Here is a 16,077-nt window from a genome sequence, read left to right on the forward strand (position 1 = left end):
TTGATGTTAAACTTGGCCAGCAGGTGGGCACGGCTCATGCTGCACCTCGCTGAGAAAGGCGGAATTGCTGACGATCGAGGAACCACTTGATGCCTCTCTCACAAACGCTAGGGGCAGGGAGAGAGGCCATGCGCTCGGCATTTACCGGGGCATGCGTCTCGCGCAGGCACTGTTCCATGTCAGATCGATCAGCCATGCCAAGAAACAGTTCTTCCAGGATGTCGCCGATAGGCCGGACGTTATCCATGATGTCGCCCTTGGCTGCGGCGCTGATGCGCTCCCACATCCCATAGTCGCCGTGGTCGCGTACCAAGCAATGAAGGTCGTAAGGGCAAATTCCATTCGTCCAGCCGCCCGAGCCGCGCACAAGCATTCCGCAGTTCATGAGGCCTTCACGGTCGGATTCAGGTCGCCCAACCAAGAACATGACTTCTCGACCGGTGCGCTCCATCACTGCATCGGCTTTCTGGATCTCGATATCGGTCGGGTTCTTTCCTTTCACCTCTAGGTAGATACCCACGTTCGGCAGCCAGAAATCAGGCAGGTAGTAGCCCTCATCGACTCGTACTAGATCAGGCTCGTACAGGTAGAAAATCTCGGCAGCCTCAAGCACGCGAGCCCAAAGCAGCTCGGTGTAGGAACGAAGGCGGTAGCCGTTGTGGTGGTAGATCGCTCTGCGCTCTCTCATCAGAAATTCACCTGCACGACGTTGTCTTGGCGAGAACGATTGGCAAGCGGCATGAAGCGAGAGCGGTCGCCCTGGAACACAGTTGGAACAATGCCGATCTCGCCGTCACGGTTCTTGCGGATCAGGATTTCCCCGATGCCCTTGTCCTGGGTGTTGGGGTGGTAGACCTCGTCGCGGTACACGAACATCACGATGTCGGCGTCCTGCTCAATGGCGCCGGATTCACGCAGGTCGCTCAGCACTGGGCGCTTGTCTGGACGGGATTCGCAGCCGCGGTTGAGCTGTGACAGGACGATGACCGGGCACTCCAGTTCGCGAGCCAGTAGCTTGATCTGGCGCGACATCGCGGTGACATCCTCGGTGCGACCCTTCCCCTCGCCTTCCATCAGCCCCAGGTAGTCGATCACCACCAGGCCAAGACCTCCCATGCGGTGCGCCTGGCGACGAGCAATGGAGCGAATGCGCGGCATGGTCATGACTGGCACGTCAGACACGCAGATCGGCGCGTCACGCAGCCTGAGGGTCGCTGCAGCCAGCTCGGCGGAATAATCGCTGGCACACTCGCCAGTCTTCAGCGATGGCAGCGGGATACCGCCAACCGCAGCCAGAAGGCGATCCATGAGCTGGGTCTTGGTCATTTCCAGGCTGACCACCAAAACCGGCCGGCGCTGGTTGATCGCCACATCCGCCGCGACGTTCATCGCCAGCGTGGTCTTACCCATCGCTGGGCGCCCGGCAACCACGATCATCTGCCCTGCCTTCAGGCCTTGGGTGTACTTGTCGAGGTCAGGAATGCCGGAGCCCAGGCCATCCATGACGATGCCATTCTCGAAGCGATCAAGGCGCTCCTGCAGGATCTCAATGTGCTCAGCAAGGATGTCGCCGATCATCTGGCACTCACCGTCGCTGCCAGTGGCGTCCAGGCCCAGCACGATGGATTGAGCCAGCGATATTTTGTCCTCGATGTCCGCCCGCTCATGCGCCACTTCGTTGATGCGCTCAGCGGCAGCTGCCAACTGACGGCAGATGGCACGGTCGCGAATGATCTGGGCGTAGGACTTGGCGTTGGCCACGCTTGGGGTGTTTGCTTGAATCTCGCCGGCGTAGGCCAGAGTACGGGTTCCGCTCGGCAGCTCGGAACGACGATCACTCAGGGTGATCACGTCCACCGGCTGGCCGTCCGCGTGCAATTCCAAGATCAGGCGATACAGGTCGGCGTTGTCTTCCCAGGCAAACGCGTCAGAAGCCAGGTTGTCGGAGATCACGTCGATCAGGTGCGGCTGACGCAGCATGGCCCCCAACACACCGTGTTCGGCCTCAAGGCTGTGAAGTTCGTTCATTGCGCGGCCTCCGCAATCTCACGGAACACAGCGCGGCTGACCAGGGCCTCAAGACGTGGCTGGACGTTCTGGCCACGGAAGAACACCTGGTTTCGGTTGTTGGCCTTCTGGAAGAAACCGAGCCAGAAGCCCTGCCCGCTCTGGTGATCAGGGGATTCGTTCCAGCGTTCGGCGATCATGCTGCGAAGCACGCGGTCACCGGCCACAGTCACAACTGGCAGACTCGGGCAAACCTTGTGGTACAGGTCGATGATCTTTTCTACCGGCACGCCGGCCTCGCTGGCACCGTTCGGGCTGCGCTTGAACGCACGGCCCAACCAGTTGACCAGGAAGCGGCGCCAGTCCTTCTTCGGCTTGCTGCCACTGGCCCAGGCTGCCGCACGCTTGATCTCCGCTTCCACGTCGATCGGTGCATAGGCCTCTGCCCATTTGGTGATCAGGGTGGCGTCCACTTCGAAATCTTCGCCAGTGAACACAACCAGCTTGGCTTCCGACTGAGCGGGCTCAGCCCCCTGGGGGGCAGTAATCTGTTCCGTAGGAACAGTTACTAGGGGTTTTTCTTTCGTATAAAGAAGGGAGTCGTCGGAAATTGGTAGTTTCGTTACGTTGTCGGAATTACCAATTTTGGTAGTTTCGACTGATTTTGGTTGAGTCGATTGTTCTTTCTTTGGCTCTTGGTAAACCCACTCGGAGGTCGAGCAAATACCGATTTCACCACGGCTTCCGCCAACTCGGTACAGCACCCGACGCGCCAGCAAGCTGCTGATAGCACGCGAAACGTGCGCAGGCAGGATGTTGGTCATCTTGGCCACTTCTTCAGCGGTAATACGGCGCTCCTGCAGGTTGTAGCCGATAACTAGCCGAGCAATCGCATGGAGTGTCTTGAACTCAGCTGGCGACAGGTGAACCGCTGCCAGAGCGTCCATCAGCTGGTTGTCCATCCGGGTAAAGCCCCCGGCTGATTTGAAGGTAAAGACGTTACTCATGGGCTACTCCAGGGTGCGGAGCAGCAACGAACGCATGCAGGTGCTGCAGGCATTCGCGGATGAGCTGTCGTTTGGATTGGCGAGAGTATTGAGAACGGACAAGTCGAGCAGCATTCACAGCTGACTCTAAATGTCCGCGCGCCACGGAATCGAACTTCGCGTTTTGTGGCGCTGAATTCGATGGGGCTTGTATACTGGATTCCTGCAGATGCATAATTCACCTCAAGAGTTTTATGTGAAGCAGAGAGCCGGGCCGCAATCCCGGCTTTTTTGTGCCTGTAATTTAGAGAGGGCCTCTTGGTTACCCTGAAGAGTCCCCTCCAGAGGCCCTTTTTGGGGTCACCAATTGCAGGACCTTGGCCTTCCTTCGCCCAACCTCGGAAACAGCCCCGCTCGCTATGGCTGTTTCCATCATCGCGTTGATGGCCTGGCTGAAACTCCAGCCGTTCTGGAACATCAACCTCTCTACCTTTAGCCGCGTATCAGGCGGCAACTTTTCAAGTTCAACGGTCATTTAGGCCTCCATAGGCCCTTCAGCCCGCGATATCTTCTTGCTTGTCCTGCATCAGCTCTTCGATAACGCCGTTGGCTACTGCCCACTCGATGATTTCGTAGAGGTAGGTCGCGTGCTGCATGCGGGTTTTGGTGGCTGCCTTGCGAAGAATCCGGTCAAGAACAGGTTCAAAACGAACCTTCACCGGAATGGCGCGTTTCTGACTGGGGTCCATGTACATACGGGGCGTTCCTTTGTGGCTGTTGAAGTTGGTTTAAGCGGCGGATTTTTTCGGGCTGTGCTTGCCGTTCTTGGCCAGCTCAGCGTGCATCTGGTCAATGGCGGTGCCGGCTACGTAGCTCGGGTTGATGATCTGCCCATTGCGGATACGGAATACCGTCGAGATGTCGCATTTGGCGCGCTCTGCAATGGCCTTGTAGGTCATTCCCGAGCCCAGTAATGCGTCGAGTTTTTTTGGAAGATCGGTAGCGCTCATGGCTGCCTCCTTTGTAGATATGCACATGATCATGCACCAGTGCATATCTGTCAACGATCCGCTGTATTGCGCTATGCACCACCGGGGGGCAGCATTGCACTCATGCATAAATCGATAGACAAAATTCTTGCTCAACTGATGGCCAAAAACGGCATTTCTCAGGTTGAGCTGTCGAGCCAGACTAGCGTTGGCCAATCGACTATTTCCCGAATTCTTAAGCCTCAGGGGCCGAAAGGAATCAAGGAGCCGACCGATAAGCAGGTCAGGCCACTGGCCGATTTTTTCGGCATTACCACCGACCAGTTGCGAGGCTATGAGCCGTTAGGTGACCCTGAGCCTGAGGACCAGCCCCGCCAAGATTTGTCTACTGCGGATATCGTCAAGCAGATGCTCGCCAAGCACGGCAAAGGTCTTTCTCTTGATGCTCGACAGAAAATTGCTGATGCCATCGAGGAAAAGACGGCTGAGCAAGCTTCTTCCAGTGTCATTGCCGTCGATTTCGCGCGACCAGGCCAGGTGGGGGACGAAGTCTGGATCGCTCACTATGACGTGCGGGGCGCTATGGGTGGCGGTCAGGTAGCTCACGATTTCCCGGAAATGCTACAGGACGTCCGTGTGAGCCCCACTCACCTGCGGGAGATGGGAGTTGAGTTCAAAGAACACTTCCACCTGAAGCTCATAACGGGTGTAGGCCAGTCCATGGCTCCCACTATCAAGAGTCGCGACCCGCTGATTGTCGATATCAGCATCCGTGAATTCGTTGGCGACGGAATCTACTACTTCTCTCATCAGGGTCATCAGTACATCAAGCGCCTACAGAAGAAAGGCCGCGATCACTTCAAGATGATTTCTGACAACACCAACCATCCGCCTGAAGACATCCGGGTTGATGAGACCTACATCCAGGCCCGTGTTTTGTTGGTCTGGAACGCGCACCTGGTCTAAACCATGCCCCTAACCAAGCCCAATCAAGAGCTACGCCGCGACCTCCAGGGCCTGGCCTCTGACCTGAAGTGGTCGGCAGTCGAGCTGATGCGTATCGCAGCACGCCTGAGCGAGTCAGGGAATGAGGTAGATGCACAGGCACTGCTCAGAATGTGCCGGGTTTTCCATAGTGGCGAGGAAAGGCTTACTGGGTATGCCGAAGAGGCACATTTGGGGCTCATTGTCCGCGAGAAGACTCCTGTCTCGGTATAGGAATTAAGCAAGAAGGGCTGGTTCGACCACTCACGAATGAGTGTTTGATAGAGCATCAGGGAAGGTACAAGTAAACATGAAAACGCTGCAAAACATTAAGTCAGACCTAGTTCGGACAGCCAATCACCTTGATGAGCTCAGCAAGGCTATGGCCGGACACGCCCTGTTCATTGAGGCCAGAGGCAGCTCAGAAGGCGACGATGTAAGGGATCACATCAAATCCATTGACGTGGTAGTCGACGAACTGAGATCCGTTGCATCGAAGATCGATGATGATGTGTGACTGCGATAGTTTACGAGAGCTTAGCGGAATGCAGGCCGGGGAGGATCGGTTGGTGGGGTATGGGGATGAGGTGAAGGCGGGAGGGATTGAGAGGGCGAAGGAGTTGTAGAGTCGTGGTTGCGCTCAGCGAGCGAAGACTCGTCGAGCTGATGGAGCTTCCCTGGGGAGGGACCCAAGATGGTAATTAGTGACGCACTGATCGCGGAATTGCTCTCGATTCCCAAGGTCATCAAGAACCCTGGCGCTAAGGCCAAGGTCCAAAAGAAATCGGAGCGCATCAACTATCAAGTTGTTGCCTCTGATAGTGACAAGTCTTTTGAGATGTACACCCGCCAAAACCAAATTGACCCAGACGCCTACTCGTGCGGTCTGATCTATCACCCTCGCAGCGGCGAGAAGGTCACGCTGGTCCGCTACAATGGGAGCAACCACGTGCATCGGAACCCGCTTGAGGATGGAGAGCTCATAAAGCACAAGTGCCATATCCATCGCGCGACAGAGCGGTACATGGAAATGGGTGATAAGGCCGAGAAATTCGCAGAAACCACCGATCGATACCATGATTTGGCAGGGGCGATAAGGTGTATGCTAAGTGACTGCAACATCTCTGGGATCGACCTCCCATGCCAAGATTATGGGGTGGAAGTATATTCGCAGCTGAGCTTTGACCTATGAACGATATTGCCGCCATCAAGGAGACCCTATGCCACGCATTCTGCGAGGATGTGGCGGTATCTGCGCGCGGCGACTTGCTGACGGTATCTCTGCCTCTCACCGCGAGGGATGGCGACTCATTTACCAGCTACTTGACTAGGTCCTCCGCAGGGTGGCGCATCTCTGACGCCGCCAACACCATGATGCGTCTCAGCTATGAGAATGACCTAGGAAAGCTTCTCACCGGTCCTCGAGCAAAACTCTTTGAGACGATTCTCTCCGAGAATGGCTTGCAAGAGGACGATGGCGAGATCTTTTTGGAGGTCCCAGCTGACAGACTGGTGAGAGGCTTGTTCCAGCTCGGGCAAGGACTCAGCCGAGTTGAGGATATTGCCCTATGGTCCCGCAGCCGGGTTGAGTCAACCTTTTACCACGACCTGCGCGAGATTCTTTACTCAATCGTTCCCAGCGAGATGGTCGACGAGTCCTACGCTCCTGCGATCAGTGGCGGCGAGGATTATCTGATTGACTACAAGATCAGAACTCAAGGTCGCCCATTGTACCTTTTCGGGGTAAACGGGAAGGATAAAGCTCGGCTTACCACGATCACCCTGCTTCACCTCAAGCACATGGGCCTGAAATTTGACTCAATGATCGTGTGCAGCGACTTTACGGAGCTGCCAAAGCAGGATGCATCTCGCCTCATGACGGCTGCCAACGACATTGTCCCGGTTGTTACTGATATTCAGGCCATTAAGGACAAAATTCTAGACAGAGTGTCTTGAGTGCATCGTTGCATCAAGCCCGCCTCGGCGGGCTTTTTCATACCTATCCGCGCCCCGCGCCGCCGCTACCTCTCAACCATCGGGTCACTGGAGCCCTTCGCCTCATACTGTGCTCGATTGAAATTGCGCTGGACCTCCTTCATGTCGGCGTCCCCGCGCTCGGTGCGTGAGGCCATGCACGTGAGCTCTCGAACTCCGCCGGGCCCTTCGATTTTCATTGCGTAGGGCTCACACGCCGCCCCCTTTCTGAGGTAGCACCTTGGGTTTTCCCCAAATATACACGCCCTTGCAGCACTATTCCTGTGGCTCTTCATAGGCGCCCAAGAGCCACCTTTTTTAGCTTGGATGGAGAAGGTGAGGCCTTCGTCGCCGACATTGGGGTATTCAGTGAGCGCCTCTGAAAATGCGCAAGGAATGTAACTTACAATCGCCAAGACCAGAGCCGGAACAATTTGGCGCCGCATAAAGACCTCCTAGGCTTCGTGATGGTTGACCTGGTCGACAACCATCACCCAGGTGACAGGAGTGTAGAAAGCTTCCGCATGATCTTCCTGCGGCCGCGACAGGCGGCCATCTGAGACGGGGCATGCCTTCACGCTTTTTTCACGCCCTACCCTGCACAGTGAAGGCTCATCCGATTTCCCTACGTTAGCCCGCGCTTCCCAGCGGGCTTTTTTACGCCTGCGTGATGGCCGGTGGCCAGAGTGGTAGGATGCCCCCTCACTTCACAGGGAGGTCGCCATGCTTCGCCACATCCACCGCTTTCTTCTTGCTGCCGTAGTCGTCACTCTGGCTGGGTGCGCCGGCACACCATTCACCTTCGGCCAAGCCAGCCAAGTCAAAGTCGGCATGACCGAAGACCAGCTCTACGAGATCATGGGCAACCCCTATATGGTCACATCCAGGGAAGAAGGCCAGATGTGGATCTACAGCCATGCAACAGCGTTCAGTGGCGCTAAGACTGTGTCTTTCGAAACGAAGGACGGTAAGGTGACCAAGGTTCCGTACATCCCGAAAGACTTCCTGCCAAAACCAGATCCTGCCCAATAGACCGAATCACCCAAAGCCCGCCGATTAGCGGGCTTTTTTGCTCGTCAGAAAGGCTTCGCCTCCTCCGCTCTGTCCTCTTCCCAATCCTTCTCGATGATCAGATCGTCGCGCTCATCGGCGCTCTGCGGCTCCCACCGAACCGTCACACTCTCGTCGTCGTTAAACGTCAGGTCCAGCTCTGGAGTTTCTGACAGCAACCCCATTACCTCTTCCCACTCCATCTCCCCGTCCGTGTCCAGGCGGTGGATCGTCACCCAGCGCTGTGACTGCGCAATCGGGTGATTGATCATCGAGGACACTCGCAAGCTCAGTCGCTGTAGACCGGTCATTTCTTGGCGTGCCTGCGGTGCAGCTTTCTTTGGTTTGGCCATGTCGCTCTTCCTGTAGCTGTATATTTATCCAGTACTCAGGAAGCATAACCAAGCCCGCAGGAAAAGGTAAACCCCTCGAAGCGAAACGGATTCATGAATTGCACGAAAAATAATTTATGCACTAGTGCATTGACAGACCAATTGCACTGGTGCATATTTTATCCATCGCAGTCACTCACCAGGGACTGCAGAGGCCCTCAAGCCTCACCCGCTCTTTAGCGACACACCTTGCCGGATCGACACCGGCCAAAAGCAACAAGGTAGCGAGCCGAACACCTTGAGTTCGGTACAGGGGATGCCTCACCCCGTGGTCAGCAGCGTAGATGACCCTAGATCAAAGAGTGCTGACGGGTGGGATGCCATTGCATGGCTACATCGCGGTCGGCTGTCGGGATTGAAGATCCCCCGAGAAAGGAGATTACCGGCCCGCCGAGTGTGGGCCGGATGCTCTCCAGGTGGCCCTACTTCAGGACCACGCGGAGAGCAGGTAGCGCAGATGAATGAACAGCAGATTGAACGATTTCGCCAGATCGTTCAGGAGATCTCAACCGACGAGAAAGTCAGCTTCGATGAGGCTTTCGCCATCGCTTCAAATCACCTGGCCTACTGGGTCAGCGAGATGCCTAAAGGAAGACCTTCCGCTGCTGGTGGATCAAGTCAGTCCTCGAAAAGCCAAGCCTGCCAATCTTGAGACTGGCAAACAAAGACGGATGCTGTCCCTAGTACGGCTAGCGGATCAGCTATTGATTTGACCCTATCTCTCAGGGCAGCAGTTCCGAGGGAGCTTGAACCAAAGTAAGTGCCATTTGGCATCTTGTACCTTTTCCCGTTTTCGAAAACCACCGTCCTCTTGAGCCCCAGCGTCTCCATTGCATCGTGGAGATCGCTGTAGTCATCGCCATCGGCACTAGATAGACCAACTCGCACCATGTACTCAGGCATAACGATGTTCCTTATCTCGACTGTGGAGACCGGAGCATATGGTTTTCCCTCGACTGTGGAAAGCGAGGAAACAGGGAGCCTGCCCCTGTAAAAACAGGCACCCAACTTCAACTGGAGATGACCGTGGACGACCTCGAAATGATGCTCAGCCGATTAGGCACCGTGACCGTCAGCAAGGCGGGCATCAGCGTGCAGGGATTTGACGGCAAGAACGCCTCATGCCGCGACGTGGCGATCATGGCTGCGGCCTGGGCAATTGGCGAGCTGCAGCGCGAAATGCTCAAGACCATCAAGAAGCCAGGAGGCGGCAACATCAGCGTCGACTGATAGACGCCAGACGATTCCCCGGTGCGCCTCAAGCGGGGCGCATCAGGGGGAATCCACTGGAGGAACACGAAATGGGCTTGGACGTTTCTGCATTCAGCAAACTGGTAGAGGCACCTGACGCCGAGCGTGACGAACACGGCGACCTGGTCGACTACGACAACTACCGCGACTTCTACTTCAACAAAGACTTCCCCGGCCGCGCCGAAGGCCTGAAGGAGGGTATGACCTACAAACTTGGCGAGGAAGGCTCGGGCTTGAGCACAGGCTACGGGCGCTACAGCGCCTGGCGGGAGGAGCTGGCAAAACTTGCCGGATATCCAGCAGAGCCATATGAGCGTTACGGAAGGGTTGAGCAGAGCCATTGCATGCCTTGCTGGAATGGCGCTCAAGGGCCTTTCGCCGAACAGATCAACTTCAGCGACTGCGACGGCACCATCGGCCCGGTGGTCAGCGCGAAGCTGGCAAAGGACTACGCCGACTTTGCCGAGAAGGCCGAGGCTGTTGGCGGCTACTTCTGGGAAAAGTATCAGGAATGGAAAGTGGCATTCGAGGTTGCTGCTGACGGCGGCGCCGTAGTTTTCCACTGATTTCACTGGCTGGCCTTGGCGACAGGGCCAGACGGGAAATCAACCGCCCTGGAGGGCAAATAGATGAGCCAGTTTGCAAAGCTCTTTGAGTTTGAAGACCTGGGGCAGGTGCTGATCAAGCTTGATGATGGTGATGGCGGTCCTGAGGTGCGGACCTACTTCGTGCCTGATGGGTTCGGCGTCTGCTCTATCGCGATGACCTTCAAGCCTGATGAACAGGATGACAAGTGGGCGAAGGCTGAAAAAGCGTTTGCCATGGTTGATCGCGAAAAGGCTCGCATCTTGGTTGACGAGGCTCTTTCGAAAATTCCAACCGGTCTTTCTGGCTGACGCTCTGACAGCCGGAAAGACGGCCCGATGCCCTGCTCCCCATCGCAGGCTACATCGGTGATCCACATTGAACGCGAGTTGATCGCCGCGAATTGTGAGTCTGGGTAGCGTCTCGCCCTTTGGTGAGGCGTCCGGTCACCCGGTTTGCCCCGGAATGTGGATCACCGATGCAGTTTTCATCGATTTAAAGCGCATCACCGTGAGCCTTATGCAAGTTAAGGCGCGCCACAGCAAACATTAATCGACGTACACGCAGGCGAATCCGGGGCCTACCCGGCCAGACCAGATGCATGTGAGGTAGCGCTCAGCGCCTGCACCCCTTCCCTTCACATCGACCGCATTGGCGGGTGCCAGGCTGGCTTTTCACGCCCAGTTTGGTCACTGGTGTCCGGCACCTGATCAATGCGGTTGCCAATCCAAACAGGAGAACGCCATGGGCGCACTTCGAGCATCACAGTTTGAGTACGACAACCGTCTTCCAGGTGAGCACCCTGATGACGCTGCCGAGCGGATCTGGACCGACAACGCTGCCGATGACTTGATCGAAGGCCGCGACGTGAAGTTTCAGCGCCGCTTGCGTAACCCGCAGGGTGTGACCTTCGAGCAGTTCGCCGTGGCGGTTGATGAATTTGTGATGGGGAAGCTTGACGGTTCAGGAATCAGCCCTTCAGTGTTGGGGCGCCTGGTTCTGGCCGCTGAACGCCGGGATTCGTCCGAGGCAAGGAGCGCGGCAGTAGAGGCGCTGGCCAGTCCTGATCCAGATGAAGCGCTCCGCGAGATTGCCCGCCAGTTGCTCAGGCCGCTGGCTCAGGACGGGCTGATCGCCCAGGCCGAGGATGCGGCGCTATGAGCCCGCATGTCCTGATCGGCGAAGAACTGGATACGCTCGCGCAGGTAACCACCCCGATCAGCTGGGCCGCAATGGTTCAGCGCCAGATCAACGACATGATGCGTGATGAGCGAATCACCATCGAAGAATTCAACCACTACTGCGGGCGCCTCAACAAGATTGTTGCCGGGCGCAAGGAGGTTGCATGAGCACGCCGATATTTTCATCGATCATCGACGACCAGGTAGCCGAGGTAGCGCAGGCCGTGCCAGACGACCGCATCCTGATGGTGTTCAAGGGCCTGACCATGGAGGACGCCATGAATCAGGCGCGCCTAGCCCACATCGAGAACCCTGCGGCATGGTCGGGCCGGGCCTACCTCTGCGGTATGTGCACCCTGGCCTATGAGGTGCGGCATGAGGCTTGAGCGCTCGATACTCATCACCCTGGCCGCTCACGAATCGGTCTTGCAGCGGATCAAGTCGTTGACGGCCGAGATCGGGCTTCACCTTGGCCGGTGCGAAAATCGCTTCGACTTGATTGGTCCGAAGCCTGCCAATGAATCCCCCGAGCTTGGCGACCTGCCTTGGCCGAACGGAAGCGAAGAACATTGGCAGATCCTGTACGACGAGAAAAATCGCCGAAAAACGCACATGTGGGAGGCATTCCGGGAGTGGTCGCAAGACGAAGATCGTGGCCTGAATGACAAAGAGGTGATGGATTACCTGCTCAAGCAAGGATGCGTCCACTGCACTAGGGCCTTTTACTTCGTCAGAGAGCGCAAGAAGGCGCGCCGCGACCTCGGCAACTTCCGTCGATCGCTGCGAGCTCTTGGTAAATCGGCCATCAAGGCCCTGGATCCTAAGCCATGACCAGCTACCAGAAAGCCAAGCGCCTTTACATCTGGCGCGACTCCTTCTCCATGCTCTTCGCCTGCACCTTCTTCATGCTCGCCAGCGCACTGGCCGGCACTATCACCAACTAGGAACTCACTATGCCAATCGATCCTCGGGCAAACGCCCCCGAGCGCATTGCTGCGCCTGCTCCGCTGCCACATGTCAGCCGCAGGGCACTCAAACGCGTGAAGAACCCACTCCCCGCTCCGTGCGAGTGCCGCTATTGCGGTGACCAGGTTGAGCTGGTCTGCAACTCGGAAATCTACAACGGGCGCAGTTACGGCGATTGGCCGTATGCCTACCTCTGTTCCGGGTGTGACGCCTACGTAGGGCTGCACCCAGACACAGATATTCCACTCGGCACGCTGGCTGATGGCGCTCTGCGCTCCGTGCGTAACCGCAGCAAGGCAGTCTTCCACAAGCACATCAGCGATACCGGCATGGGCCGCACACAGGCCTACCGCTGGCTCGCCGAGCAAATGCAGATCGATGTAGGCATCTGCCACTTCGGCTGGTTTGAGAAAGCGGACTGCGAGCGTGCCGAGGCCATCGTCAAGTCAGCCGTACCTCAAACAGCCATGTCGCTGGCCTTCGCCAAAGCCCGATAACACTTCACATCAGCGCCCCTCCGCATGGATGGCGCGGGAGATTACGCATGTCCGCAGAACAGACTCTGATCAAGATCGAAGAGATCAGCGAAGCCAATGCCCCGGCCATCTACGTCGCCGGCGGCCTGCAGCAATTCATCGACCTGATGAAGGGTGAAGTTCTGGACGAGGTCCCCGACCTGACCACCCGCAAGGGCCGCGAGCGCATCGCCAGCCTGGCTGCAAAGGTCAGCAAGTCGAAGACTGCCGTCGAGAAGCCGGGTCGCGACTACCTGCGCCGCCTAAAGGAAATGCCGAAAGTCGTCGAGGCTGAGTTGCGCGACTTTGTGGCCGCAATGGATAGCCTCCGTGACCAGGTGCGCCAGCCGCTGACCGACTGGCAGGCTGCCGAGGATGCCCGGGTTGATCGGCACAACAACGCCATCGCCCACCTGAAACTCAACGCCCAGGACCTGGACGGCATCACCGCCGAGGATCTGGCCGACCGAATCGCGAAGGTTGAAGCGGTCGCCCTGGGCGAGCAATGGGAAGAGTTCGAAGCCGAGGCAGCTCGGGCCAAGGACGACTCACTGAAGGTGCTGCGCGCGGCACTGACTGCCCGGCAACAGTACGAAGCCGAGCAGGCCGAACTTGAGCGCCTTCGGAACGAAAAAGCTGCCCGTGATGAGCAAGACCGGATTGATGCAGCCGCGCGCCAGGCCGTTGAAGATGAGCGCCAACGGGTTGCGCGGGATCAACAGGCGCAGCGCGACGCAGAGGCGCAGCGAATTGCCCGGGCCGAACAGCAAACTCGCGAAGCGGAACAGCGTGCACGGCAAGCTGAAACTGATCGGATCGCTGCCGAGCAACAAGCTGAGCTAGATCGCCAGGCCGCAGCAATTCAGGCCGAGCGAGAAATTGAGCTTGCCCGCGAAGACGAACGCCGCCGGGCAGATGCCGCGGCCGCCGAGATTGTTCGCCAGCAGCAAGCCCGCGAGCGCGACGAAGCCCATCGCCGAAGCATCAACCGCGCAGCACTGGAAGCCTTCATCGCCGGCGGCATGCCTGAAGCCTGCGCTAAACAGGCGGTCACCCTAATCGCCCAGCGCAAGATCCCCAACATATCCATTTCCTACTGAGGTCGCCATGAGCCAAGTAGCCCGGGTCGAGCAGACCTACACCCAAGTGGCCGCCGCTGAGTCGGTGACCATCCTCCAGATCATCCAGCAGGTGGCCATGTCGCCGAGCGCTGATATCGACAAGATGGAGCGCCTGATGGTCATGCACCAGAACATTCAAGCCTTGCAGGCCAAGCAGCAGTTCGATGAGGCGCTGGCCGCAATGCAGGAAGAACTGCCGGTGATTGGTGAGCGCGGCGGCATCAAGGACAAGAACGGCCGCATCCAGAGCACCTATGCGCTCTGGGAAGACATCAACGAGATGATCAAGCCAGTTCTTGCCCGGCACGGGTTCGCCCTGTCATTCCGCACGCCGCGTAACGAGCGCGGGATCGAGGTCGAGGGTGTGCTGAGCCACCGCGCCGGGCACCGAGAAACCACTTCCTTAGTGCTGCCTGCCGATACCACCGGGAGCAAAAACGGCGTACAGGCCGTGGCCTCCAGCGTGAGCTACGGCAAGCGCTATACCGCCGGCGCCCTGCTCAACTTCACCACCACCGGTGAGGATGATGACGGCAACGGCGTCGTAGTGACGCCACGGGTGACGTCAGTTCAAGCGACCCAGTTGGCCATGCTCCTGGAGCGCTGCAGCGACAAAGCCAAGGCCGCATTCGCCAACATCCATGGCACGCCATCGGCGGTTGAGAAAGCCGCGTTCGACCAGGTGCTAGGGATGCTCAGCAAGTCAGTCAAACAGCATGAAGCCGCACCCCAGGAGACGCAAAATGCAGATCATCACTGAAATCGAGCAAGGAACGCCGGAGTGGCTTGCGCTGCGCCTGGGCATCATCACCTGCTCCGAGCTGGATTGCCTGCTGGTTGCTGGCAAGGGTGAGGCTGGCTTCGGTGTGGCCGCCTTCACCTACATGGATCAGCTGATCGGCGAGCGGATCACCGAAGAGGCCGCCGAAATCCCATTTCAAACCAAGGCCACGATTCGCGGGCATGAGCTGGAAGGCGTGGCGCGCGGACTCTATGAGGACCGTGAAAGCCTCAAGACCCGGTCTGTTGGGATCATCCTGAACCACGGCATCGGCTACTCACCTGATGCCCTTGTGGCCGACAACGGCCTCACCGAGATCAAAACCAAGTTGCCCAAGTTTCAAGTCGGCGTGATCCTGGCCGGTGAAGTCCCCAAGGAACACGTTGCCCAGTGCCAGGGCGGCCTGTGGGTGTCGGAGCGCGAGTGGCTGGATTTCATCAGCTACTGGCCAGGCATGCCCCTCTTCGTCAAGCGCGTTTACCGCGACGAAGTAATGATCCGCAAGCTAACCGAACGGGTGAAGACCTTTTACGAAATCCTCGACGAGCGCATGAACAAGGTGCTCGGCCTGGCCGCATAACCAAGGAATCACGATGCCTACTCTTACCGATATCGGCCGCCTGGGCCGCGACGCTGAACTGCGCTACACGCCTGACGGGAATGCCGTCTGCAATCTGGCCATCGCCTGCGAATACGGCCGCAAAGGCCAAGACGGCAAGCGCCCCACCCAGTGGGTCGATGCCACGCTTTGGGGCAAGCAGGCTGAGGCCATGGCCCAGTACCTGGTCAAGGGCCAGCAAGTGCACTTCACCATCGACGACGCCCACATCGAAATCTACACCAAGGGCGACAACTCGCAGGGCGTGAAGCTCACTGGTCGCGTGATCATCATCAAGTTCGCCGGCAGCCCTCCCCAGCAGGGTCAGCAGAGCAACCAACAACAGCAGCAACCTCGGCAGCAGCAGAATCGCCAGCAGCCCCGACAACAGGCGCCCCAGCAGAGCCAGCAAGGCACCAACGGGCCGGACTACGACAGCTTCGACGACGATATTCCCTTCGCGCCGCTGCCCTACCTGTCCGGGGCATAGCCATGAAGACCACACGGCTACGCCTCACCTACCCCGTCGCCTATTACCAGGGCCGGGCCAGCCGCCAAGACGGCAAATGCCGCCTCGCTCAGCCATACGGCAACATGACTGTCGATGGCGGTTGGTGGCTCGCAGGCTGGCACGATGCCGATATGGAACTCACTCATGAAACTCAAACGAATGGCCCTGCAGCACCACCAACGCAGG

Annotated in this window: 27 protein-coding genes; 19 read left to right on the forward strand and 8 right to left on the reverse strand. The window is 57.9% G+C overall.

Annotation, left to right across the window (positions count from 1 at the left end; all coding sequences use genetic code 11):
- Positions 1-34: 34 nt before the first annotated feature.
- The 6 genes from D3Z90_RS17850 to D3Z90_RS17880 form a co-directional block, all read right to left on the reverse strand.
- Positions 35-688 carry a hypothetical protein gene (locus D3Z90_RS17850; protein WP_136477277.1) on the reverse strand — a complete coding sequence of 218 codons (654 nt, stop codon included), beginning with the start codon at positions 686-688 and terminating at the stop codon, positions 35-37.
- Complete coding sequence (dnaB, locus tag D3Z90_RS17855; RefSeq protein ID WP_136477278.1) at positions 688-2,028, reverse strand: replicative DNA helicase; 1,341 nt, start codon at positions 2,026-2,028, stop codon at positions 688-690. Before dnaB ends, D3Z90_RS17850 begins: the two co-directional genes overlap by 1 nt.
- Positions 2,025-3,014: a replication protein gene (locus D3Z90_RS17860; RefSeq protein ID WP_136477279.1), complete on the reverse strand. Its 990-nt coding sequence runs from the start codon at positions 3,012-3,014 to the stop codon at positions 2,025-2,027. Before D3Z90_RS17860 ends, dnaB begins: the two co-directional genes overlap by 4 nt.
- Positions 3,015-3,315: 301 nt before the next feature.
- Positions 3,316-3,528: a hypothetical protein gene (locus D3Z90_RS17870; RefSeq protein ID WP_136477280.1), complete on the reverse strand. Its 213-nt coding sequence runs from the start codon at positions 3,526-3,528 to the stop codon at positions 3,316-3,318.
- Between the two features lie 19 nt (positions 3,529-3,547).
- Positions 3,548-3,748, reverse strand: a complete 201-nt coding sequence (locus tag D3Z90_RS17875; RefSeq protein ID WP_136477281.1) for a hypothetical protein — start codon at positions 3,746-3,748, stop codon at positions 3,548-3,550.
- A gap of 33 nt (positions 3,749-3,781) precedes the next feature.
- Positions 3,782-4,003: a helix-turn-helix domain-containing protein gene (locus D3Z90_RS17880; RefSeq protein WP_136477282.1), complete on the reverse strand. Its 222-nt coding sequence runs from the start codon at positions 4,001-4,003 to the stop codon at positions 3,782-3,784.
- Positions 4,004-4,105: 102 nt separating this feature from the next.
- On the opposite strand from D3Z90_RS17880, the gene D3Z90_RS17885 reads away from it, so the two are divergent.
- The 6 genes from D3Z90_RS17885 to bamE all read left to right on the forward strand — a co-directional run bounded on the left by D3Z90_RS17885 (position 4,106) and on the right by bamE (position 7,972).
- Positions 4,106-4,948 carry a LexA family transcriptional regulator gene (locus tag D3Z90_RS17885; protein WP_136478995.1) on the forward strand — a complete coding sequence of 281 codons (843 nt, stop codon included), beginning with the start codon at positions 4,106-4,108 and terminating at the stop codon, positions 4,946-4,948.
- Between the two features lie 3 nt (positions 4,949-4,951).
- Positions 4,952-5,200 carry a hypothetical protein gene (locus D3Z90_RS17890; RefSeq protein ID WP_136477283.1) on the forward strand — a complete coding sequence of 83 codons (249 nt, stop codon included), beginning with the start codon at positions 4,952-4,954 and terminating at the stop codon, positions 5,198-5,200.
- A gap of 76 nt (positions 5,201-5,276) precedes the next feature.
- On the forward strand, positions 5,277-5,483 hold the full coding sequence (locus D3Z90_RS17895; protein WP_136477284.1) for a hypothetical protein: 207 nt from the start codon (positions 5,277-5,279) through the stop codon (positions 5,481-5,483).
- A 177-nt stretch (positions 5,484-5,660) separates the two neighbouring features.
- Positions 5,661-6,158, forward strand: a complete 498-nt coding sequence (locus tag D3Z90_RS17900; protein WP_054572406.1) for a hypothetical protein — start codon at positions 5,661-5,663, stop codon at positions 6,156-6,158.
- Entirely contained in the window at positions 6,155-6,922 is a 768-nt protein-coding gene (locus D3Z90_RS17905; RefSeq protein WP_136477285.1) for a DUF1828 domain-containing protein, read from the forward strand. Before D3Z90_RS17900 ends, D3Z90_RS17905 begins: the two co-directional genes overlap by 4 nt.
- Before the next feature lie 741 nt (positions 6,923-7,663).
- Positions 7,664-7,972 (forward strand): outer membrane protein assembly factor BamE, encoded by a 309-nt coding sequence (gene bamE / locus D3Z90_RS17910; protein ID WP_136477286.1) that lies wholly within the window; start codon positions 7,664-7,666, stop codon positions 7,970-7,972.
- Between the two features lie 44 nt (positions 7,973-8,016).
- Here bamE and D3Z90_RS17915 read toward each other — a convergent pair whose 3' ends face one another.
- Positions 8,017-8,343, reverse strand: a complete 327-nt coding sequence (locus D3Z90_RS17915; RefSeq protein WP_136477287.1) for a DUF1654 domain-containing protein — start codon at positions 8,341-8,343, stop codon at positions 8,017-8,019.
- 496 nt (positions 8,344-8,839) lie between these two features.
- Between D3Z90_RS17915 and D3Z90_RS17920 the strand changes: the two genes are divergently transcribed.
- The 13 genes from D3Z90_RS17920 to ssb all read left to right on the forward strand — a co-directional run bounded on the left by D3Z90_RS17920 (position 8,840) and on the right by ssb (position 15,870).
- Entirely contained in the window at positions 8,840-9,034 is a 195-nt protein-coding gene (locus tag D3Z90_RS17920) for a hypothetical protein (RefSeq protein WP_136477288.1), read from the forward strand.
- A 374-nt stretch (positions 9,035-9,408) separates the two neighbouring features.
- The gene (locus D3Z90_RS17925) at positions 9,409-9,612 is read left to right on the forward strand and encodes a hypothetical protein (protein WP_136477289.1); all 204 of its coding nucleotides are present in this window, start codon (positions 9,409-9,411) and stop codon (positions 9,610-9,612) included.
- Between the two features lie 71 nt (positions 9,613-9,683).
- Positions 9,684-10,199: a hypothetical protein gene (locus tag D3Z90_RS17930; RefSeq protein WP_136477290.1), complete on the forward strand. Its 516-nt coding sequence runs from the start codon at positions 9,684-9,686 to the stop codon at positions 10,197-10,199.
- Between the two features lie 63 nt (positions 10,200-10,262).
- Positions 10,263-10,529 carry a hypothetical protein gene (locus D3Z90_RS17935; RefSeq protein ID WP_136477291.1) on the forward strand — a complete coding sequence of 89 codons (267 nt, stop codon included), beginning with the start codon at positions 10,263-10,265 and terminating at the stop codon, positions 10,527-10,529.
- A gap of 433 nt (positions 10,530-10,962) precedes the next feature.
- Positions 10,963-11,379 carry a hypothetical protein gene (locus D3Z90_RS17940; RefSeq protein ID WP_136477292.1) on the forward strand — a complete coding sequence of 139 codons (417 nt, stop codon included), beginning with the start codon at positions 10,963-10,965 and terminating at the stop codon, positions 11,377-11,379.
- Positions 11,376-11,567: a hypothetical protein gene (locus D3Z90_RS17945; protein ID WP_136477293.1), complete on the forward strand. Its 192-nt coding sequence runs from the start codon at positions 11,376-11,378 to the stop codon at positions 11,565-11,567. The genes D3Z90_RS17940 and D3Z90_RS17945 overlap by 4 nt, the downstream gene beginning before the upstream one ends.
- Positions 11,564-11,785, forward strand: a complete 222-nt coding sequence (locus tag D3Z90_RS17950; RefSeq protein ID WP_136477294.1) for a hypothetical protein — start codon at positions 11,564-11,566, stop codon at positions 11,783-11,785. The genes D3Z90_RS17945 and D3Z90_RS17950 overlap by 4 nt, the downstream gene beginning before the upstream one ends.
- Positions 11,775-12,230, forward strand: a complete 456-nt coding sequence (locus D3Z90_RS17955; protein WP_136477295.1) for a hypothetical protein — start codon at positions 11,775-11,777, stop codon at positions 12,228-12,230. Before D3Z90_RS17950 ends, D3Z90_RS17955 begins: the two co-directional genes overlap by 11 nt.
- Before the next feature lie 122 nt (positions 12,231-12,352).
- The gene (locus tag D3Z90_RS17960; protein WP_136477296.1) at positions 12,353-12,862 is read left to right on the forward strand and encodes a zinc-finger-containing protein; all 510 of its coding nucleotides are present in this window, start codon (positions 12,353-12,355) and stop codon (positions 12,860-12,862) included.
- 47 nt (positions 12,863-12,909) lie between these two features.
- Positions 12,910-13,980 carry a hypothetical protein gene (locus D3Z90_RS17965; RefSeq protein WP_136477297.1) on the forward strand — a complete coding sequence of 357 codons (1,071 nt, stop codon included), beginning with the start codon at positions 12,910-12,912 and terminating at the stop codon, positions 13,978-13,980.
- A 7-nt stretch (positions 13,981-13,987) separates the two neighbouring features.
- Positions 13,988-14,761: an ERF family protein gene (locus D3Z90_RS17970; protein ID WP_136477298.1), complete on the forward strand. Its 774-nt coding sequence runs from the start codon at positions 13,988-13,990 to the stop codon at positions 14,759-14,761.
- The gene (locus tag D3Z90_RS17975; protein WP_136477299.1) at positions 14,745-15,362 is read left to right on the forward strand and encodes a lambda exonuclease family protein; all 618 of its coding nucleotides are present in this window, start codon (positions 14,745-14,747) and stop codon (positions 15,360-15,362) included. The genes D3Z90_RS17970 and D3Z90_RS17975 overlap by 17 nt, the downstream gene beginning before the upstream one ends.
- 13 nt (positions 15,363-15,375) lie before the next feature.
- Positions 15,376-15,870 carry a single-stranded DNA-binding protein gene (ssb, locus tag D3Z90_RS17980; RefSeq protein ID WP_136477300.1) on the forward strand — a complete coding sequence of 165 codons (495 nt, stop codon included), beginning with the start codon at positions 15,376-15,378 and terminating at the stop codon, positions 15,868-15,870.
- A 17-nt stretch (positions 15,871-15,887) separates the two neighbouring features.
- Here ssb and D3Z90_RS26855 read toward each other — a convergent pair whose 3' ends face one another.
- Complete coding sequence (locus D3Z90_RS26855) at positions 15,888-16,037, reverse strand: hypothetical protein (protein WP_168198484.1); 150 nt, start codon at positions 16,035-16,037, stop codon at positions 15,888-15,890.
- Positions 16,038-16,077: the final 40 nt, after the last annotated feature.

Source organism: Pseudomonas sp. DG56-2 (genome assembly GCF_004803755.1).
GTDB classification, from domain to species: domain Bacteria; phylum Pseudomonadota; class Gammaproteobacteria; order Pseudomonadales; family Pseudomonadaceae; genus Aquipseudomonas; species Aquipseudomonas auratipiscis.